This window comes from Hymenobacter sp. BRD128 (assembly GCF_013256625.1).
In the GTDB taxonomy this organism is placed as follows: Bacteria; Bacteroidota; Bacteroidia; order Cytophagales; family Hymenobacteraceae; genus Hymenobacter.
In genome coordinates this window covers 113,422-132,401 of sequence record NZ_CP053908.1, presented here as the reverse complement: position 1 = coordinate 132,401, position 18,980 = coordinate 113,422, and the positions used below count along the sequence as shown (strand labels likewise).

At 62.0% G+C, this 18,980-nt stretch carries 17 protein-coding genes; 10 read left to right on the top strand and 7 right to left on the bottom strand.

Features of this window, described 5'->3' with window-relative positions; all coding sequences use genetic code 11:
* The first annotated feature begins 50 nt into the window (after positions 1 to 50).
* From GKZ68_RS00820 to rlmF, 10 genes are all read left to right on the top strand, one after another.
* The gene (locus GKZ68_RS00820) at positions 51 to 1,547 is read left to right on the top strand and encodes a glycoside hydrolase family 30 beta sandwich domain-containing protein (protein ID WP_173109829.1); all 1,497 of its coding nucleotides are present in this window, start codon (positions 51 to 53) and stop codon (positions 1,545 to 1,547) included.
* A 47-nt stretch (positions 1,548 to 1,594) separates the two neighbouring features.
* Positions 1,595 to 3,049 (top strand): glycoside hydrolase family 30 beta sandwich domain-containing protein, encoded by a 1,455-nt coding sequence (locus GKZ68_RS00815; RefSeq protein WP_173109827.1) that lies wholly within the window; start codon positions 1,595 to 1,597, stop codon positions 3,047 to 3,049.
* A gap of 114 nt (positions 3,050 to 3,163) precedes the next feature.
* Positions 3,164 to 4,459 (top strand): glycoside hydrolase family 5 protein, encoded by a 1,296-nt coding sequence (locus GKZ68_RS00810; protein ID WP_173109825.1) that lies wholly within the window; start codon positions 3,164 to 3,166, stop codon positions 4,457 to 4,459.
* Positions 4,460 to 4,485: 26 nt separating this feature from the next.
* A complete protein-coding gene (locus tag GKZ68_RS00805; RefSeq protein ID WP_173109823.1) occupies positions 4,486 to 5,535 on the top strand; it encodes an esterase family protein in 1,050 nt (349 codons plus the stop codon).
* 46 nt (positions 5,536 to 5,581) lie between these two features.
* Positions 5,582 to 6,529 carry an SGNH/GDSL hydrolase family protein gene (locus GKZ68_RS00800; RefSeq protein ID WP_173109822.1) on the top strand — a complete coding sequence of 316 codons (948 nt, stop codon included), beginning with the start codon at positions 5,582 to 5,584 and terminating at the stop codon, positions 6,527 to 6,529.
* A 114-nt stretch (positions 6,530 to 6,643) separates the two neighbouring features.
* Positions 6,644 to 7,660: an NAD(P)-dependent alcohol dehydrogenase gene (locus GKZ68_RS00795; protein ID WP_173109820.1), complete on the top strand. Its 1,017-nt coding sequence runs from the start codon at positions 6,644 to 6,646 to the stop codon at positions 7,658 to 7,660.
* 120 nt (positions 7,661 to 7,780) lie between these two features.
* On the top strand, positions 7,781 to 8,269 hold the full coding sequence (locus GKZ68_RS00790; protein ID WP_173109818.1) for a hypothetical protein: 489 nt from the start codon (positions 7,781 to 7,783) through the stop codon (positions 8,267 to 8,269).
* A 121-nt stretch (positions 8,270 to 8,390) separates the two neighbouring features.
* Positions 8,391 to 10,667: a TonB-dependent receptor gene (locus GKZ68_RS00785; RefSeq protein WP_254244107.1), complete on the top strand. Its 2,277-nt coding sequence runs from the start codon at positions 8,391 to 8,393 to the stop codon at positions 10,665 to 10,667.
* Between the two features lie 159 nt (positions 10,668 to 10,826).
* Positions 10,827 to 11,093, top strand: coding sequence for a heavy-metal-associated domain-containing protein (locus GKZ68_RS00780; protein WP_173109814.1), 267 nt, complete (start codon positions 10,827 to 10,829; stop codon positions 11,091 to 11,093).
* A gap of 107 nt (positions 11,094 to 11,200) precedes the next feature.
* On the top strand, positions 11,201 to 12,160 hold the full coding sequence (gene rlmF / locus GKZ68_RS00775) for a 23S rRNA (adenine(1618)-N(6))-methyltransferase RlmF (RefSeq protein WP_173109813.1): 960 nt from the start codon (positions 11,201 to 11,203) through the stop codon (positions 12,158 to 12,160).
* Between the two features lie 19 nt (positions 12,161 to 12,179).
* Here rlmF and GKZ68_RS00770 read toward each other — a convergent pair whose 3' ends face one another.
* The 7 genes from GKZ68_RS00770 to GKZ68_RS00740 all read right to left on the bottom strand — a co-directional run bounded on the left by GKZ68_RS00770 (position 12,180) and on the right by GKZ68_RS00740 (position 18,848).
* Positions 12,180 to 12,857, bottom strand: coding sequence for a fatty acid desaturase (locus tag GKZ68_RS00770; RefSeq protein ID WP_254244308.1), 678 nt, complete (start codon positions 12,855 to 12,857; stop codon positions 12,180 to 12,182).
* A 188-nt stretch (positions 12,858 to 13,045) separates the two neighbouring features.
* On the bottom strand, positions 13,046 to 13,900 hold the full coding sequence (locus tag GKZ68_RS00765) for a 4-hydroxy-3-methylbut-2-enyl diphosphate reductase (RefSeq protein ID WP_173109811.1): 855 nt from the start codon (positions 13,898 to 13,900) through the stop codon (positions 13,046 to 13,048).
* A gap of 79 nt (positions 13,901 to 13,979) precedes the next feature.
* Positions 13,980 to 14,447 carry a hypothetical protein gene (locus GKZ68_RS00760; RefSeq protein WP_173109809.1) on the bottom strand — a complete coding sequence of 156 codons (468 nt, stop codon included), beginning with the start codon at positions 14,445 to 14,447 and terminating at the stop codon, positions 13,980 to 13,982.
* A 174-nt stretch (positions 14,448 to 14,621) separates the two neighbouring features.
* Entirely contained in the window at positions 14,622 to 15,464 is an 843-nt protein-coding gene (locus GKZ68_RS00755; protein ID WP_173109807.1) for a phytoene/squalene synthase family protein, read from the bottom strand.
* The gene (locus tag GKZ68_RS00750; protein WP_173109805.1) at positions 15,464 to 16,954 is read right to left on the bottom strand and encodes an NAD(P)/FAD-dependent oxidoreductase; all 1,491 of its coding nucleotides are present in this window, start codon (positions 16,952 to 16,954) and stop codon (positions 15,464 to 15,466) included. The genes GKZ68_RS00755 and GKZ68_RS00750 overlap by 1 nt, the downstream gene beginning before the upstream one ends.
* A 255-nt stretch (positions 16,955 to 17,209) precedes the next feature.
* Positions 17,210 to 17,764, bottom strand: coding sequence for an RNA polymerase sigma factor (locus GKZ68_RS00745; protein WP_173109803.1), 555 nt, complete (start codon positions 17,762 to 17,764; stop codon positions 17,210 to 17,212).
* 163 nt (positions 17,765 to 17,927) lie between these two features.
* Positions 17,928 to 18,848: a MerR family transcriptional regulator gene (locus GKZ68_RS00740; protein WP_302052002.1), complete on the bottom strand. Its 921-nt coding sequence runs from the start codon at positions 18,846 to 18,848 to the stop codon at positions 17,928 to 17,930.
* Positions 18,849 to 18,980: the final 132 nt, after the last annotated feature.

The following is an 18,980-nucleotide window of genomic DNA, read 5'->3' as shown; positions in this document are numbered from 1 at the left end:
TTGCGCCCCGGGCGCACTTACGAGCCAGCATTTTCCTTTTCTACCTAACTATGTCTACCCTCCTTTCCTATCGCTGGCCCCGGCTCACGGGCCTGCTGGCGCTGCTCGTACTGCTGGCTACCGGTTGCAAAAAAGACGATGGCGGCGGCTCTTCGCCGGCGCCCACCCCGACGCCCACCCCCACCCCAACACCGACGCCCACCGCGGCTTCGCAGGTGGCCGTGTGGCTGACCATGCCCGACAAGTCGGCCCTGTTTTACCGCCAGAAGGTGAGCCTGCAATTTGGGGCCAACACCAACTCGGACCCTACCATCGTGGTCGATACCACCCAGACCTACCAGACGATGGATGGCTTCGGCTACTGCCTCACCGGGGGCAGCGCGCAGGTAATGAAACAGATGTCGGCATCGGCGCGCGCCGCGCTCATCAAGGAGCTGTTTGCTACCGACAGCACCTCGCTGGGCGTGAGCTACTTGCGCGTGAGCATCGGCGCTTCGGACCTCGATGCCTCGGTGTTTAGCTACGATGACGGGCCGGCCGACCCCACGCTGGCCAATTTCAGCCTGGCGCCCGACCAGACGGCGCTCATTCCGGTGCTCAAGGAAATTCTGGCCGTGAACCCGGCCATTAAAATCCTGGGCTCGCCCTGGAGCCCCCCTACCTGGATGAAAACAAACAACAACGCCGTGGGTGGCAGCCTGCTGCCGCAGTACTACGACGCTTATGCCCAGTATTTTGTGAAATACATTCAGGGTATGAAGGCGCAGGGCATTACGATTGATGCCGTGACGCTGCAAAACGAGCCGCTGAACCCCTACAATAACCCTAGCCTGTCGATGACGGCTACCGAGCAGGCCAACTTTATCAAGAACAACGTGGGGCCGGCCTTCAAGGCGGCGGGCATTGCCACCAAGATTATTGCCTACGACCACAACACCGACCGCACCGACTACCCGCTGGCCGTGCTGGCCGATGCCGGGGCCAACCCCTACGTCGATGGCTCGGCGTTTCACTTCTACAGCCCCAACGTGCCCATCACGGCCCTGAGCCAGGTGCACAACGCCTATCCCAATAAGAACGTGTACTTCACCGAGTTCTGGACCCAGGCGCCGAGTGCCAGCCACCAGGTTGATTTTGGGGGTGAGCTGGCCTACCACGTCGGCAACCTCGAAATCGGGGCCGTGCGCAACTGGTCGAAAAACGTGCTGGAGTGGAACCTGGCCAGCGACCAGAACTTTGGGCCCCACACGCCCGGCGGCTGCTCCGAATGCCTGGGCGCCGTCACCATCAGCGGCGATATCGTGAGCCGCAACCCAGCTTACTACAACATTGCCCACAGCAGCAAGTTTGTGCGCCCCGGCTCGGTGCGCGTGGCCACCAACGTGCCCGGCAACCTGCAAAACGTGGCCTACAAGACGCCCAACGGCAAGCGCTGCCTCGTAGTACTGAACACGGGCACCACGCTGCAAAGCTTTAATATTCAGTACAAAGGCAAGGTCGTGAGCACCTCGCTCTACGGCGGCGCGGTAGCTACCTATATTTGGTAGGCGCTTCGGTGCTGGCCCTTCCTTTTTCCCACCCGGTTTTCTTTTTGATGACTACTAAGCTTTTGCCGGCCGCGCTGCTGGCTTCGGCGCTCGGGCTAGCCCCGGCCGCTGCTCAAACTACCGCCTACTCGGCCGCCGGCAAAAAGGCGCAGGTATTTACTACGGCCCAGGGTACCACGCAGCGCATGGCCGCCGGCCCGGCGCTCAGCTTTCAGCCCGCCGGCCAGCCCGTCGAAACGCAGGTGTGCGTGTTTGTGGACCCTAGCCACTCGTTTCAGACGCTGGTGGGTATTGGCGGGGCACTCACCGACGCGGCGGCCGAAACCTTTGCCAAGCTGCCCAAGGCCCAGCAGCAGGAATTGCTGCAAGCGTATTACAACCCGACGACTGGTATCGGCTACTCGCTGGCGCGTACTAACATCGGCAGCTGCGACTTTTCGAGCGACAGCTACACCTACATCGCCGACAACGACGCCAGCCTTAAGTCGTTCAGCGTCAAGCACGACGAGCAGTATAAGATTCCGCTCATCAAGCAGGCCACGGCGGCGGCGGGCGGCAAGCTGCCGCTCTTTGTGAGCCCCTGGAGCCCGCCGGCGTTCATGAAAACCAACCACGACCTGCTGCACGGCGGCAAGCTGCTGCCGCAGTTTCGCCAGCCCTGGGCCGACTACTTCGTGAAGTTCATCCAGACCTACGAGAAAATGGGCCTGCCCATCTGGGGCCTCACCGTGCAAAACGAGGAAATGGCCACCCAGAAGTGGGAGTCGTGCCTGTACACGGCCGAGGAGGAACGTGATTTTATTAAGGAATACCTCGGCCCGACGCTGGCCAAAAACGGGCTGGGCAGCAAAAAGCTTATTGCCTGGGACCACAACCGCGACCTGGTATACCAGCGCGCCAGCACGGTGCTCGACGACCCTAGCGCGGCCAAGTACGTGTGGGGCATCGGCTATCACTGGTACGAAACCTGGACCGGCAGCGGCATGGAGTTCGACAATGTGCGCCGCGTGCACGAAACCTATCCCGCCACCAACCTCATGCTGACCGAGGCCTGCGTGGAGAGCTTTAAGTTTGACCAGATAAACGAGTGGCGCCTGGGCGAGCGCTACGGCCACTCGATGATAAACGACTTCAATGCCGGCACCGTGGGCTGGACCGACTGGAACATCCTGCTCGACGAAACCGGTGGCCCCAACCACGTGGGCAACTTCTGCTTCGCGCCCATTATTGCCGATACCAAGGCTGGTAAGCTACTCTATACCAACGCGTACTACTACATCGGGCACTTCTCGAAGTTTATCCGCCCCGGCGCCAAGCGCGTGGCTACCACCACTACCCGCGACTGGCTGCAAGCCACCGCCTTCCGCAACCCCGACGGCAAGGTGGCCGTGGTGGTGATGAACAGCGCCGACAAGCCCCAGGAATTTCTGCTCTGGATAAAGGGCCAGGCCGCCAGCACCACCGCCGCCCCGCACTCAATGGCGACGTATGTTATCAACTAGCTTTTTCGCACGGAGTTGGGCGGAGTGACAAGGAGTTTCACGGAGGTAGCTTTTACTCCGTGAAACTCCTTGTCACTCCGCCCAACTCCGTGCGCAATTCTTTTCCTACCCACCATGAAAAGTCTGATATTCTGCCTGCTCGCCCTGCCCACCCTTGCCCAAACCACGGCTAGCCCCCTGCTCCGCGCCGAAGGCCCCAAAATCGTGGATGCCCAGCACCACGAGGTGCTGCTGCAAGGCATGAATCTGGGCGGCTGGCTGTTGCAGGAAGGCTACATGATGAAGCCCGGCTACGGCGGCACCCAGGGCTCGGTGAAGAAAGTATTGTACGCGGCCGGCCTGAGCGATGCGCAGGTGGAGAAATTCTACCAGCAGTACCGCGATAATTTCATCACGAAGGAAGACATTGATTTCATTGCGCAGCAGGGCTTTAATTGCATTCGGCTGCCGCTGCACTACGACCTGTTCTTGACCCCTAGCCAGCGCGCCGTGCGCAACGGCGTGCTACGGGGCACCGTGCCCTACCCCGACTACGTGGCCAAGCTCAAGGAGTGGCAGCAAAAGGGCGAGCTGTTTAAGGAGCCCGCTAAGCTCGAAGCCATCCGCCTGATTGACAAGATGCTGGCCTGGTGCGCGGCCAATAAGCTCTACGTGGTGCTTGACCTGCACGCCGCGCCCGGCGCCCAGGGCACCGACACCAATATTGCCGATGCGCTGAAAGCCAACGACTTCTGGCAGGAGCCGGTATTTCAGGAAATGACCAATGGCCTGTGGGAGACCCTGGCCCGGCGCTATAAGAACGACGGCCGCATTGCCATGTATGACCTTATCAATGAGCCGAATAACGTGCCCGGTGGCAACCCGCCCATCCAGGCCATGTTCGAGAAGCTCATCAACACGGTGCGCGCCGAGGGCGACCAGCATTTGCTGCTGCTCGAAGGCAACGGCTTTGGCAATAATTATAACGGCATCGAGAAAAAGACTTTTACCCATCAGGAGAATTTGGTGTATAACTCGCACCGCTACAGCATCTTGCCTAAGTATCCGCTTAGCAACGCCGTGGATGCCAGCAACCCCGACGCCAACCAGCTCGGCGCCATCGCCAACCTCGTGCAGTTCCGCCAGGCGCAGCAGGTGCCGGTGTGGGTGGGCGAAACCGGCGAAAACTCGGCCCAGTGGATGGGCGAGGCGGCCCACAACCTCAACAGCGTGGGCATCGGCTGGTGCAACTGGACCTATAAGCGCTTCAACGACAAGCCGATTGCCGCGCTGCTCCGCATCAAGCCGCCCTACCCGGTAGATGTGAAAAGTGCGGCTGATTTGCCGGTTATTCTGGAGAATATCAAGTTTAAGAATTGCATCCAGAATCCCGACGTGATTTCGGCGCTGAAGGCGGAATTGAAGAAGTAGGCTTTATTGCCCTCCGCGTATCTGCAATGAAAAACCTGCTTTTATTCATTTTCCTGCTGGCTAGCCTCCGCCTGGCCGCCCAATCGGCGCCGGCTGCCGGGCGCGTGGTCGTCACGCACCTCGACTCGAAGCTGCTGCGCGGCAACCCCGGCGGCGAAAACCCGCGCCGCCGCGTGAGCGTGTACCTGCCCGCCGGCTACGAGGCTAGCCCCGGCCAGCGCTACCCGGTGCTGTACTACCTGCACGGCTTCACTTGGAATGACAGCTTGATTTTTAATAAGGACGGCATGAAGGAGTTGCTCGACCAGGCCATTGCGGCCGGGCAAATCCGCCCGCTCATCGTGGTGGTGCCCGACGAGCAGACGCGCTACGGTGGCAGCTGGTACGCCAACTCGGCCACCAACGGCCCCTGGGCCGACTTCACGGCCCGCGAGCTTATTACCTTCATCGACAAGCAGTTTCGCACCCTGGCCAAGCCGGGCAGCCGGGGGCTGGCCGGCCACTCGATGGGCGGCGGCGGCACCGTGCGGCTGGCCCTGGCCTACCCCGGCACCTGGGCCGCCGCCTATGCCCTGAGCCCGGCCTTTCTGGGGCCGCACCCCAGCTACCTGCCCGGCCCGGGCGTGGGCCCGGCCCTGCGCGCCACCAGCGCCGCCGAGGCGCAACGCAGCCACACGACCCTGGCGGCGGTGTCGCTGGCCCGCGCCTTCTCGCCCAATCCCAAGGCTGCGCCCTTCGGGGCTAATTTCCCCGGTTCGCTGGGGGCCGACAGCCTGGCCCGGCGCGATGCCGTGCTGGCGCGCTGGGTGCTTGCCTCGCCCCTCTACACCCTGCCGATTCACCCGACCGCCCTGCGCCAGCTGCGGGCCTTTGCTTTCGACTGGGGCGCGCAAGACGAGGTGAAGCACATTCCGCCCACCTGCCGCCAGTTCAGCAACATGCTCACGGTGTACGGCATCCGGCACTCGGCCGAGGAGTACGAGGGCACCCACGGCAGCCGCATTATGGGTTCCACCGGGCGCATGTATCAGCAGGTGCTGCCGTTCTTTGATAAGCACCTGGATTTTGCGCCCTAGCCGAGGCGCTGAAAAGCTTTTCTTTCATGGAATGAGATTCTGTTTTATGCGCGCTTTCTTACCATTGCTCGGGCTGCTAGCCACCGCTACCGCCGGCCGCGCCGCCGCACCCAAGCCCGACCCGGCCAAAAAGCCCACCGTCATTCTCTTCGTGGGCAACAGCTTCTTCCACGGCGCTTTTGAGCCGGTACTGAGCTACAACGCGGCTGCCATCACCGACGAGAATTTTAAGCCCGACCGCAGCGGCCAGCGCCGCCGGCAGTACGAGCACGAGCAGGGCCCATGGGGCGGCATCCCGGGCATTTTTAAGAAGCTGACCGACGAGGCGGGGCTCCACTACGAAGTGCACCTGGAAGCCATCAGCGGGCAGACACTGCAGTTTCACTACGACAGCGCGCTGGCCGTGATTCAGCAGCCGAAGTGGGATAAGGTGATACTGCACGACTACAGCACCGGGCCGGTGCCCGCGCGCCACGGCGGCCAGCCCGCCCGCTTCTACGAGTATGCCACCAAGCTGGAGCAGGCCGTGCACGCGGCCAGCCCCCGCGCCAAGGTGTACCTCTACCAGACCTGGGCGCGGGCCGACCAGACCTATCCGGCAGCTAAGGGCTACACCGGCCTGCCCCTCGATTCGATGACCACCGACCTGCACCGCGCTTATTATCAAGAAGCTGCGCAGGACAAGAATTTCGCGGGTGTGGCCCCGGCCGGCGATGCCTGGCTGCGCGCCGTGCGCCAGGGCGTGGCCGACCCCAACCCCTACAATGCCGCCGAGCCCGGCAAAATCGACCTCTGGGGCCGCGACCACTATCACCCCAGCCCCTACGGCGCCTACCTCAATGCCTGCGTGGTGCTGGCCGAAGTAACCGGCTACGACCCGCGCAAGCTCGGCGCCCGGGAGCAGGCCGCCGCCGCGCTGGGCATCGCGCCCGAGGTAGCCGTGCAGCTTCAAAAAATAGCCTACGAGCAGGTAAAGGCCGGGCGCCGGGGCTAGCCGGAAGCTCAACAGATGCTAAACCCGAAGGGTCGGGTAGCGGTTGGGGGAGACGCGGGCCCGCACAGGCGCGCCGCATTTTCTCCTTTTTACCAACCCAAACCCCTTCGTATAATGGCTGAAGTAAAAGCCCTTGCCGCCCAAACGGCCCACGGCCCGCTCGAACCGTTTAGCTACGACCCCGGCCCGCTGGGCGCCGAAGAAGTAGACATTTCCGTGGAATACTGCGGCATCTGCCACTCCGACCTCTCGATGCTCGACAACGAGTGGGGCATTTCGGCCTACCCGTTCGTGCCGGGCCACGAGGCCATCGGCCGCATCGTGGGCCTGGGCGACGTGGCGGCCCAGAAAGGCCTGACCATTGGCCAACGCGTGGGCGTGGGCTGGAGCGCTAGCAGCTGCCTGCACTGCGAGCCCTGCCTCCACGGCGACCAGCAGATGTGCACCACCTTGCAGCCCACCATCGTGGGGCGGCACGGGGCCTTTGCGCAGCAGGTGCGCAGCCATTGGGTGTGGGCGGTGCCCATTCCAGAGGGCGTAGACCCCGCCGAGGCCGGCCCGCTGCTGTGCGGCGGCGTCACGGTATTTGCCCCCATCATGGACCACGTGCAGCCCACCGACCGCGTGGGTGTATTCGGCATCGGTGGCCTGGGCCACATGGCCGTCATGTTCCTCAGCAAAATGGGCTGCGATGTCACCGCCTTCACCTCCAGCCCGCGCAAAATTGAGGAAGCCCACCAGCTCGGGGCCACCCGCACGGCGTCGAGCACCGACAAGGCCGAGCTGAAAAAGCTGGCCCGCACCTTCGACCTGCTGCTCATCACGGCCAACGTGTCGCTCGACTGGAACGACATCATCGCCATGCTCAAGCCCAATGGCCGCCTGCACATCGTGGGTGCCGTGCTGGAGCCGATTCCGGTCTCGGTGTTCCCGCTGTTGCTCAACAACCAGTCGCTCGGGGCCTCGCCCACCGGCAACCGCGCCCAAATCGACAAGATGCTGCGCTTCTGCGCCCAGCACGACATCAAGCCGCTCACCGAGCACTTCCCCATGAGCGAGGCCAACGCTGCCCTCGACCACCTTCGCTCGGGCAAAGCCCACTACCGCATCGTGCTCGATAATAACCTGTAGCGCACCTCCCCCCGGCCCCGCTCTAAAAAAGAGGGGCCGGGGGGGAGGTACCCCGCCTGGCAAATCCTATACGCTTACGGCTGAATTTCATACCTTGACCGGCCGTATCTTTGCGGCGTTATGTCGCGCCCCCTTCCCTACCACCATCGTTTGCTGAGCGCCCTGCTGGCGCTGCTGGTGCTGGCTACGTCGGTGGGCCTCACGGCCGAGCGGCACCGCTGCCGCATTAGTGGGCGCAGCACGGTAGCCCTTAGCCTGCCGGGGCTGGCTAGCCACGAGGGCGATGCTCCCGGCCGCAAACCCGGCCGCCTCTGCGGCAACCAAAAATCGGCGTCAGCCAAGCGCCGCGCCGATGGCTGCTGCGATGTCAGCCACCTGCACCACAAGCTCAGCGCGCAGAGCGCCGACGCGGGGCTAGCCAAGTGGCTGCCCGCGCCGCCCGCGCACCTGCTGCCGGCTTTGCTGCCCGCGCCGGTGTGGGCGGGCTGCGGGGCGTCGGCGCCGCTGGCGGCCGGCGTGGCCGTGGGCACGGCCGCCAACTCGTCGCCGCCCGGCGTGCCGCGGGCGGGGCGCGTGCTGCTGGTGCGGCACTGCACGCTGGTAGTCTAGCTTTTTCTGAAAACCGCAAGTCCGGGCGGCGAAGCCTGGCCGTATGTTTTTCCGAAAATGCTAACTTTCAGACCAAATGAGCTTACCTGGCGGGATTAGCCCGCGTTTCATCCTATTATTTTTGGGTAGCTTGCCGCTGCTGGCCCGTGCCCAAAGCGGCGCCGCCGTGCGCGGCGAAGTGCGCGAAGCCGGCGGCGCGGCTAGCCCCGTGCCCGGCGCCGTGGTGCGCTGGCTGCTGCCGGGCGGGGCTAGCGGCCCCACCACTACTACCGACGGCGCGGGGGCGTTTACGCTGCCCTTTCCGGCCCAGGCTCGGCCGCGCCTCATCGTGAGCGCCGTGGGCTACGCGGCCGATACGCTGGCCGTGCCCACCAGCGGCACGCCTTACCTACGCGTGAGCTTGCGCGGCGGCGCGGCGCTGGGCGAAGTAACCGTGACGGCCAAGGCCCTCGCCTACTCGGCCAAGTCGGTGGGCAGTATGCAAACCATCAGCGCCCGCGACCTCACCAAATCGGCCTGCTGCAACCTGGCCGAGAGCTTTGAAACTAACGCCGCCGTGGAGGTGAGCACCGCCGACGCCGTGAGCGGCGCCAAGCAAATTCAGCTGCTGGGCCTCGACGGGGCGTATTCGCTGCTCACCATCGATAACCAGCCGGCCCTGCGCGGGCTGTCGGCGCCCTACCGGCTAGGGTACCTGGCGGGCCCCTGGATTGGCAGCATCGACATTATCAAGGGCACCGGCTCGGTGGTGAACGGCTACGAGGGTATTTCGGGCCAGGTGAACGTGCAGCTCAAGGAGCCCGACCTGACGGACCAGCTGCTGCTGAATGCCTACGTAAACGACCTCGGCAAATTTGACCTCAACGCCGTGGCTTCGCAGCGCTTCACCAAGAAGTGGAGCAACGTGCTGCTGCTGCATACCGACCACCTCGGCAACCGCGTGGACCGCAACGGCGACGGGTTTCTCGACCTGCCGCTCGCTACCCAGTTCAACGGCTACGACAAAATCAAGTACAAGTCGGGCACCGGCCTCGTGGCCGAGCTGGGCGTGGGCGCCATCCGCGAAACGCGTCAGGGCGGCCAGCTAGCCTTCCGCGAAAGCGAGGCCGACGCCTACCGCACGGCCTACGGCACCACCCAAACCACCGACCGCTACACGGCCCAGGCGCGCACTTCCTACACCTGGCCCGGCCGGCCCTTCCAGAGCCTGGGCCTGCTGGTGAATGGCACAAGCCACGACTTCACCTCGGCCTACTCGTTTCGGCAAGACAGCGGCCCGCGCCGCTACGACGGCCACCAGAACACCGGCCAGGCCACGCTGCTGTTCCAAAGCGTGATTGGCGACACCCGCCACACCTACCGCACGGGCCTGAGCTTTCTCTACGATGATTACAAAGAGCAGCTGACTAACGGCGACACGCCGGCCCTAGTGGCCGCCAGCTTCCGGCTGCAGCGCACCGAGCGCGTACCCGGCGCCTTTGCCGAGTACACCTACGCCAACACCCGCAACCTGACGGTGGTGGCTGGCCTGCGCACCGACTACCACAACCTCTACGGCTGGCAGGTGACGCCGCGCTTCAACCTCAAGTATGACCTGCGGCCCGCCACCGCGCTGCGCCTCTCGGCCGGCCGCGGCTTCCGGGTGCCCAACCCCATCGCCGACAACGCGGCCATGCTAGCCAGCGCCCGGCAGTACTACCTCGCGCAAAACCTGCAGCCCGAAAAAGCCTGGAACCTGGGTGGTTCACTCACGCAGTATTTCCAGGTGCTGGGCCGGCCCGCCACGCTGGTGGTTGACTACTATAACACCATCTTCCAGAACCAGCTGGTGGCCGATATGTACACCACGCCGCAGTTTATCATTCTGGATAATCTGACGCCCGGCGCCCGCTCCTTCGCCCGCAGCGCGCAGGCCGAGGTGCAGGCCGAGCCACTCAAAGGCCTGCAAGTGAAAGCTGCCTATAAATGGCTCGATGTGCAAAGCACCTACGCCGGCCAGCTCCTACCCAAGCCCCTCACGCCTCAAAACCGCGCCTTCCTGAACCTGGGCTACGCCTCGGCCTTCGATAAATGGCGCGCCGACCTCACGGTGCAGTGGTACGGCGAGCGCCCGCTAGCCCACCTGCCCGCCGACGGTGTGGGCGGCGGCCACGCTCATGGCACTGGCACCGCCGGCCTCGAGTATGCGCCGCGCTTTGCCACGGTCAACGCCCAACTTACCCGCGCTTTCAAGCGCCTCGAAGTGTACGTGGGCGTCGAAAACCTCACCAACTTTCGCCAGCCCGACCCCATTCAGAACGCCGCTACCCCTTTCAGCGCCGGCTTCGACGCGGCTATGGTGTGGGGCCCAGTGTATGGCCGCCTCACCTACGCCGGCCTGCGCTACCGCATCGAGTAGGACACCGTTTTTTCGCAACTTATTTTCCAATTAATTCATTTTCGTCTTTATGAAAGCTTTTGCATTTTCTCTGCTCGCCCTGTTGAGCTTCGCCGGCACTGCCGCCCAGGCCCAGACTGCCCCCTAGCCGCCGCTAGCCCCGCCAAAAAAGGCACCGAGATGGTGCAGTTCAAGACTTCGGCCGTGTGCGACATGTGCAAGGCGCGCCTTGAAAAAAGCCTGGCCTACGAAAAAGGCGTGCAGGCTGCCAACCTCGACGTGCCCAGCAAAGTCCTTACCGTGACCTATAACCCGGCCAAAACCAGCCCCGAAGTGCTGCGCACCGCCGTGCAGAAAACCGGCTACGATGCCGACAACGTAACGGCCGACGCCCGCGCCTACGAACGCCTGCCCGAGTGCTGCAAAAAAACCGCCAGCACCCACTAATCCCCGGCTAGCCTTTTCCTACCGACTTTTGTGGCTGGTTTAGCTGCCGGCTGCTGCCCCAAGCAGGCCGCCTACCCGGGCGGCCTGCTTGCTTTTTTGCCCATCTCATGAAAAAACCACTCCCCGCCTCGCCCGCCGCCAAAGACCAGTTGCACCCGCGCAACCGCCACCGTGGCCGCTACGATTTTGCGCAGCTCGTGCAAGCCAGCCCCGCGCTAGGCCCCTTCGTGCAAGTCAATGAGCACCAAGATGCCTCTATCGACTTTGCCGACCCGGCCGCCGTGAAGGCGCTCAACCAGGCGCTGCTGCGGCAGTTCTATGGCGTAGAAAACTGGGATATTCCGGTCGGCTACCTGTGCCCGCCCATTCCCGGCCGGGTCGATTACCTACACAACCTGGCCGACTTGCTGGCCGAGCACAACGGGGGCGTGGTCCCCACCGGCCGCACCGTGCGCGTGCTCGACATCGGCGTGGGCGCCAACTGCATTTACCCTATTCTGGGCCACCGCGAGTACGGCTGGCGCTTTGTGGGGGCCGATACCGACCCCGTGGCCCTGAACGCCGCCAAGCAGCTAGTGGCCGCCAACCCCGGCCTGACCGGCGCCATTGACTGCCGCCTGCAGCCCGACCCCAAGCACATGCTGGTGGGCATTATGAAATCCGGCGAAGTCTTCGACGCGACTATCTGCAACCCGCCCTTTCACGCCTCGGCCGCCGAAGCGGAGGCAGCCACCCAGCGCAAAACGGTTAACCTCAGCGGCAACCGCCGGGCCGCGCCTAATCGCAATTTTGGGGGGCAGAGCAACGAGCTGTGGTACCCCGGCGGCGAAGAAGCGTTTCTGCGCCAGCTCATTGCCGAAAGCCGCCAGCTGCCGCGGGCCAGCACCTGGTACACTTCGCTCATCTCTAAAAAGCCCAGCCTGCTTAGCGCACACTATTTCCTCAAGCAGGCCGAAGCCGTGCAGGTCAAGACTATCGAGATGGCGCAGGGCCAGAAAAAAAGCCGCTTTGTGGCCTGGTCCTTCCTCACCGAGGAAGAGATAACGGCCCGGCTAGCCAAAAAGTAGCGCGGGCTGCAAGTCTGCCCTACTTGGTTTGCCACAGGCGCCACCACGGCAGGTAAGGCTGGTCGTGGTGCTCGTAGTGGTAGCCAAAAAAGTAGCAGCTCACGAAGGCCCACACGTGGTGCCGCAGCTGGCTGCGCGACTTGTGCTTATTGTCGGGCTCGTGCTCGCCGCGGTGCGGCAGGTAGGTGCCAAAGAAGAATAATTGCAGCGTGGCCAGCACGGCCGGCACCATCCAGAAGGCAATGACATTGACCTGCGGAAGCCAGACTTTCAGCACGTTATACGTCACGGCCATGAGTAGCACCTGCCACCAGGTCACGTAGTTCCAGGCGAAGCGGGCTAGCCAGGGCAGAAAGCCAGGGTGGTCGGTGGGGTGAAAATCGGGGTCGGCCTCGGTGCCTACGTGGCGGTGGTGGTTGTGGTGCTTGGGCAGCTGCCGCGGAAACCAGTTGTAGGCAAACAGCAGCGCGCACACCGTGCCGATGGCATTATTTAGCCGCTTATCAGGGCTTACCACGCCGTGCATGGCATCGTGCGCCGTAATGTAAAGCCCGGTGTATAAGTGCGTTTGCAGCAGCACCAGCAGGTAAGGCGCCGGCGAGTGCCAGTCGGGCCGGTAAAAGCCCAGCAAGAACGTGAGTAGCCCCGCCCACGCCGCCAGAATGAGCAGCGCCGAAACCACGCCCTTGCGGCCAATTGGTACAGGCGCTACTTTCTGAACCACAAATTCGACGGATTTTTCGGATGTCACGGGTTTTGCAGGCGATTCGCTAATGAGGCAACGACCAGTTTTGCAATAAACAGGCCGGCGGTCTACTTAACCCTAAAATAGGTTAAAAAGTCGTGCACAAAATCCGAAAAATCCGTTTAAATCTGCGGTCCAGACTAGAGGCGTTCCAGCGCGTCGCGCACCTGCTCCATCAGCCACATGGGCGTGCTGGTGGCCCCGCAAATGCCCACCGACTGGCCCGGCGCAAACCAGCTAGGGCACAGCTGCTCTACATTGGACACGAAATGCGTCTGCGGATTGGTGTCTTTGCACACCTGGTAGAGTACTTTGCCGTTCGAGCTTTTGGTGCCCGACACAAACACAATCTGGTCGAACTGGGCCGCGAAGCGCCGTAGCGCCTCATCGCGGTTGCTCACCTGCCGGCAGATAGTATCGTTGGCATTTACTTGGAAGCCCCGCTCTTGCAGCTCATTCTTGATGCGATAGAAAGAATCGGTGCTCTTGGTAGTCTGGCTGTAGAGCGTGATATTTTCGGGCAATTCGTGGCGCAGCAGCTCGTCGAGGTTTTCAAACACGACTGCCTCGCCGCTGGTCTGGCCGAGCAGGCCCACCACTTCGGCGTGGCCGTGCTTGCCGTAGATAAAGATTTTTTCGCGGCGGTCGAAGCTGGCCTTGATGCGATTCTGGAGCTTGAGCACCACCGGGCAACTGGCATCGATGAGGGTCAGGTTGTTTTCCATCGCCTGCTGGTAGGTGCTCGGCGGCTCGCCGTGCGCCCGAATGAGGACGGCCTCGTTGCGCAGCCCGGCAAACTGCTCGTGGCCGATAATGCGCAAGCCCTTGTTTTCCAGGCGTTGCACCTCCTCGTCGTTGTGCACGATATCACCCAGGCAATAGAGATATCCCTGCTCCTCAAGCAGGTCTTCGGCCATCTGAATGGCGTAAATCACGCCAAAGCAGAAGCCCGAGTTAGGGTCAATACGAACGCTGAGGTGCAAACCGGACTGCATACCGCGAAGCTAACTCCGAACTACCGTATAAGGTTATCGGTAAGCCCCCAAATTCTGAACGTTACGTCCAGAATTCTGCCTAGCTTTTTACCTGGGCTAGGCGCTGAGCATCGGCCTCGCTCACGTGCTTGCGCCCCACCAGGAAGCCGCGCACCGTTTGGAAGGCCTCCGCATCCATCCCTGAGCCGGGATGCTGGAGTGCGGCCTGCAGCAAGAACGCCTTGTCTTCATCCACGTGTTTGCTCAGGCCCAGGAAGGGCGGCAGGTTGCTTTCCACTGAGAAGCGCAGGAAGCGGATTTCGGCGTTGTCGCTAGCCAAGGCTACGGCTTGGTCAAACGTTTTGGCCGACTGCTGCACGTAAGTGAGCTTGTTGAGCATCGACGCATCGCGCGCCTTAATAGCCTCAGAAGCAGCCTTATACCCTAGCACCAAGGCATCTTGGCCGGCGTAGTCGCGCAGCAGGCTGTAGAATTTTTCGCCGGCCTGCTTGTCGGCGGCGGCTTGCTCGTAGTGGCGGCGCAGGGCAGCCGGCTGAAGAGGCGACATAGAGGAGATAGGGGGGGAAAGGCGACTCGTTACCGCGCCGGAAACTGCCGGCAGCGCGCTCAGCAAGGCAAGAACAAGTAGTCGTTTCATGGGCGCAAAGCTAGGGCCGCCCGGATTTTGCCGGGGGCTGGCCCACTCCAACGCCGGTCTGGCACCGGTAGTGCCCCGGCCGCGCTACACCGCCCGCAGGCGGTAGCGCAGCCACGAGCCGGCCAGTAGCAGCAGCTTGGTATTGTCGGGCAGGCGCACGCGCTCGGCCAGCACCTGGGTAGCCGGGGCGCGGCGCAATTTCTGAAACAGCTTAAGGTAGTAGATATAAGCCAGGTACACCCCTAGCCGCGCCTGACGCGGCAGCTGCTGAATGCCCGCGTAGGCCGCCTCAAAATCGGCCCGGATGTCGGCTTCTACTGCCCGCTTGGCTTCGTCATCAAACTGCTCATAGCGCAGGCCGGGAAAATATACCCGGCCGCGCTCTTCGTAGTCGGAGCGGATATCGCGCAGAAAATTCACCTTCTGAAACGCGGCTCCGAGCCGCCGGGCCGGCGCCTTCAGCTGTTCAAACAGCACCGGCTGACCCTGGCAGAACACGCGCAGGCACATCAAACCTACTACTTCGGCCGAGCCATATATGTACTGCTCGTAGAGCTCCTGGCGGTAGTTGCGGTCCTCCAAGTCCATTTCCATACTCCGCAGAAAGGCATCAATAAACTCGTGGTCAATCTGATACGTATTCACGGCCCACTGAAAGGCGTGCAGCACCGGGTTCAGGCTAAAACCCGCGGCAATGGCGGCGTAGGTGTCGCGCTCAAAGCTAGCCAGCAGCGCCGCCTTATCGCGGCTGTGAAAGGTGTCCACGATTTCATCGGCCCAGCGCACAAAGCCATACACCGCATAAATAGCCCGGTGCAGCGCCTTATCGAGGGTGCGGATGCCCAGCGAAAACGACGTACTGTAGCGCCGCGTGATGAGCTGCGCGCACGCCAGGCTGGTGTCGGTAAAAAGCTGTTCGTGGTCCATTACTTGTTGATTTCCTTCAAAACTTCGCCGGCCACCACCTGGCCCGAGATGAGTGAGGGCGGCACGCCCGGCCCTGGCACCGTGAGCTGGCCCGTAAAGTACAAGTTATCAACTTTTTTACTCTTCAGAGTAGGCTTGAGAATGGCAGTTTGCTTCAAGGTATTGGCTAGTCCGTAGGCATTACCCTTGAAGGAATGATAGTCGGCCACAAAGTCGCGGTGGGCATAGCTGCGCTTGTACACCACGTGCTCGCGGATGGGGTGGCCGCAGTGCTTTTCCAACCGGTCCATTAAGAGGTTATAGTACCTCTCGCGGGTGGCCTCGGGGTCGTCGAGGCCAGGGGCTACCGGAATGAGCAGAAACAGGTTTTCCTGGCCTTCGGGTGCCACTGTGGGGTCGGTTTTGCTGGGCACCGAGGCGTAGAACAACGGCCGGCTCGGCCACTGCGGCGCCTCGTATATCTCGTGGGCGTGCTGGCTGAAATCCTCGTCGAAAAACAGGTTGTGGTGCAGCAGCTTGGCCAGCTTGCGGTTCACGCCCAGGTAAAAGAGCAGCGACGACGGCGCCATGGTGCGCGCATCCCAGTAGGCCGGCGAGTAGTGCCGGTATTCGGGGGCCAGCACCTGCTGCTCAATGTGATGGTAGTCGGCCCCGGCTACCACCGCGCGGGCTGGCCAGAAGCTGCTGGCGGTGCGCACGCCGGTGGCGTGGCCGCGCTCAACCACAATTTCACGCACTTCCTGGTCGTACTCAATTTTGACCCCTAGCTCCTCGGCCAGCGCTACCATGCCGCGCACTATCTGGTGCATGCCGCCTGTAGGATACCAGGTGCCGAGCGCCAGGTCGGCGTAGTTCATGAGCGAGTAGAGGGCGGGCGTATTTTCAGGCGTGGCGCCCAGAAACAGCACCGGAAACTCGATGAGCTTGAGCAGCTTGGGATGGCTGAAGAACTTGCGCGCGTGCTTGGCCATGCTTTGCAGCAGGTCGAGCCGCACGGCGCCTTTCACGATTTCCCAGTCGATAAACTCGGTGATGGAGCGACTGGGCAGGTGCACAAATTTGTTGATGCCGACGTCGTACTTGTACTTGGCCTGAGCCAGAAACTCGTCGAGCCGCGCCGCGCTGCCGGGCTCCAGGTTTTCAAAGAACTGGCGCAGCGCGGGCAGGCTAGCGGGGACACCTACCGCGTCATCACCTTCGAAAACAACTTGGTACGAGGGGTCGAGGCGCACCAGCTCGTAGTAGTCGGCCACGCGCTTGCCAAAACGCCGAAAATACTGCTCAAATACGTCGGGCATCCAGTACCAGCTCGGGCCCATATCGAAGGTAAAGCCTTCCGCTTCAAACACCCGCGCCCGGCCGCCGGGGCCACTGTTCTTTTCGAGCAAGGTAACCTGCCAGCCGGCCTGGGCTAGCGTGGTAGCCGCCGCGAGGCCGGCAAAGCCCGCGCCAATGACAACGGCGGCGGGAGTAGCGGTGGAAGAAGCCAACGGAGGAAAGGTCGAGGTAAAGTCTCGCAAGCTACAATACGGCCCCAGACTTTGTTTCGGCAGGCAACCGGGGCCAAAACGCGGCTAGCATCTTCTAGCGGGCCTACGGCTGCGTTTTACCACATGCTCGCTGGCGGTGCCACAGCACGCACAACTTGCTGGAGCCTGACAACCTTTGGAAACAACAAAACGCAAAAACGCCCGCTGCTTCCAGGTTGGAAGCAGCGGGCGTTTCTACTTTGGTTTTGCCAATGCTTAGTCTTCAGCTACTTCGGCCTCGGCACCAGCACGGTCGGCGCCGGCAGGAGCGTATACTTTGAGAGCAGCTTTAAGGTCTTTACGGGCAATATGAATGCGGTTTTTTACGGTACCAATCGGAATCTGGAGCTTCTCGGCGATTTCGAGGTATTTGTAGCCGATGTAGTACATCATGAAGGGCGTGCGGTAGTCGGTGCCCAGGCTGGCGATGGCCTCATTGATATCGCGCACCACAAAATCGGTGGTAGCGCCATTGTGCGTAATGTAGTTCTCATCGGTGTTGAAGTACTGGAAGTACTCCGTCGAATCGATGTTGGAGCTACGCTTGGTAATCTTATTATAATTGTTAATGAAGGTGTTGCGCATGATGGTGTACAACCACGCCTTCAAGTTAGTACCCGCTTTAAACTTGTCCTTGTTGAGCAGCGCCTTCAGCAGCGTTTCCTGCACCAGGTCTTTCGCATCATCCGCATCGCGGGTGAGGTTCATGGCCACGGGGCGGAGCGAAGACGATATTTTCTGCACTTGGGAGGTGAATTCCAGAGAAGTCATGTTGTAGAAGGGTTCGTAGCAGAATCTTAAACAAAGATAGACCACTAGCAGCAAATCCGGCTCGCTCGCCGATAGTTTTCTCCGCTTTTGTATCTTGGTCAGCTAGCCTGAACAGGGCGCACCCATGTACGTACAACGGTAAATCTCAGACGATAGTCTGGCTTTATTTTTCTATTAACTCTCCCTCAACTGGCTGATTTACAAACGGAATTAAATCACGAAATTCGTGCAGGCAGGCCAGCGGCAGGCAGCCCTCGGGCAGCCCGATAGTCTGCACGGCCAGCGACCCGAATAAAACGACCGATGCCCCAGGGCACTGCCCCCGCAGTTCTTCGGCAAAGCTCTTGACCTGGCTGCGGGCGGGCGCCGACGTAAGCACCGTGGCCAATACGTTGGGCTTGAATGCGTGGGCGGCGGCCACCACATCGGCTAGCGGCAGGTTGGGGCCCAGGTAAAGCACCTGCCGGCCCCTAGCGCGCAGGGCGTAATTCATAAACAGCAGGGCCAGCTCTTGCCATTCGCCTTCGGGCAAAAACAGCAGCCAGCGCGGTGCCTCGGCCTGCGAGAGCGGAATGAGCGGCAGCGCGTCGGCCGAGGCCATCAGCTCCTGGCGCAGCAGCTGGGCCACAAGCCGCTCTTGAGCCAGACTCAGCGAGCCGGCTTTCCACGACACGGCCAGGCGCTGGAGCAGCGGGTAGCCTAGCCGAAGCAAGGTTTCTTCGGTACCCAGCTCCTCGATAGCTTGGTCGAAGAGGCGGTGCAGGCCCGGCTCGTCGAGGTCGAGCGTGGCGGCGAGCAGCGCGTTAAGGCGCGGGCCGTCGGCAGGCTTTACCTCGTTGCAGAGGGCTAGCGCGGCGGCCTGGCACTCTTCTTCGCTCAGGCGCACTACCTGCGAGATGCGCTGGCCCCGGCTACAGAGCGTGGCCACGTTGAGCAGGCGGCGCAGGTCAGCCTCACCGTAGGTACGGATGTTGGTCGTAGTGCGGCTGGGTTTCAGCAGGTTGTAGCGCTGCTCCCAGATGCGAATGGTATGCGCCTTCACCCCGGAAAGCTGCTCCAAATCGCTGATAGAATAATGAGCCACAGTCTGTTTTGTTGGGAAGGATAGATAAAATTCCCGTCACTGACCGAGAGCCAGCGGCGGGAAACGCATAATTCAATAGCTTATAAGTAACTAAGTAGCTGCTGCACGTTTTCTAAATTAGAAATTCGGAAA

What these genes read in the sequence shown, in the direction of transcription:
- GKZ68_RS00800 (WP_173109822.1), top strand. Translation starts at nt 5,582, where the DNA reads ATGCGCGCTTTCTTACCATTGCTCGGGCTGCTAGCCACCGCTACCGCC.
- GKZ68_RS00810 (WP_173109825.1), top strand. Translation starts at nt 3,164, where the DNA reads ATGAAAAGTCTGATATTCTGCCTGCTCGCCCTGCCCACCCTTGCCCAA.
- GKZ68_RS00765 (WP_173109811.1), bottom strand. Translation starts at nt 13,900, where the DNA reads ATGCAGTCCGGTTTGCACCTCAGCGTTCGTATTGACCCTAACTCGGGC.
- GKZ68_RS00760 (WP_173109809.1), bottom strand. Translation starts at nt 14,447, where the DNA reads ATGTCGCCTCTTCAGCCGGCTGCCCTGCGCCGCCACTACGAGCAAGCC.
- GKZ68_RS00780 (WP_173109814.1), top strand. Translation starts at nt 10,827, where the DNA reads ATGGTGCAGTTCAAGACTTCGGCCGTGTGCGACATGTGCAAGGCGCGC.
- rlmF (WP_173109813.1), top strand. Translation starts at nt 11,201, where the DNA reads ATGAAAAAACCACTCCCCGCCTCGCCCGCCGCCAAAGACCAGTTGCAC.
- GKZ68_RS00805 (WP_173109823.1), top strand. Translation starts at nt 4,486, where the DNA reads ATGAAAAACCTGCTTTTATTCATTTTCCTGCTGGCTAGCCTCCGCCTG.
- GKZ68_RS00795 (WP_173109820.1), top strand. Translation starts at nt 6,644, where the DNA reads ATGGCTGAAGTAAAAGCCCTTGCCGCCCAAACGGCCCACGGCCCGCTC.
- GKZ68_RS00755 (WP_173109807.1), bottom strand. Translation starts at nt 15,464, where the DNA reads ATGGACCACGAACAGCTTTTTACCGACACCAGCCTGGCGTGCGCGCAG.
- GKZ68_RS00745 (WP_173109803.1), bottom strand. Translation starts at nt 17,764, where the DNA reads ATGACTTCTCTGGAATTCACCTCCCAAGTGCAGAAAATATCGTCTTCG.
- GKZ68_RS00790 (WP_173109818.1), top strand. Translation starts at nt 7,781, where the DNA reads ATGTCGCGCCCCCTTCCCTACCACCATCGTTTGCTGAGCGCCCTGCTG.
- GKZ68_RS00815 (WP_173109827.1), top strand. Translation starts at nt 1,595, where the DNA reads ATGACTACTAAGCTTTTGCCGGCCGCGCTGCTGGCTTCGGCGCTCGGG.
- GKZ68_RS00820 (WP_173109829.1), top strand. Translation starts at nt 51, where the DNA reads ATGTCTACCCTCCTTTCCTATCGCTGGCCCCGGCTCACGGGCCTGCTG.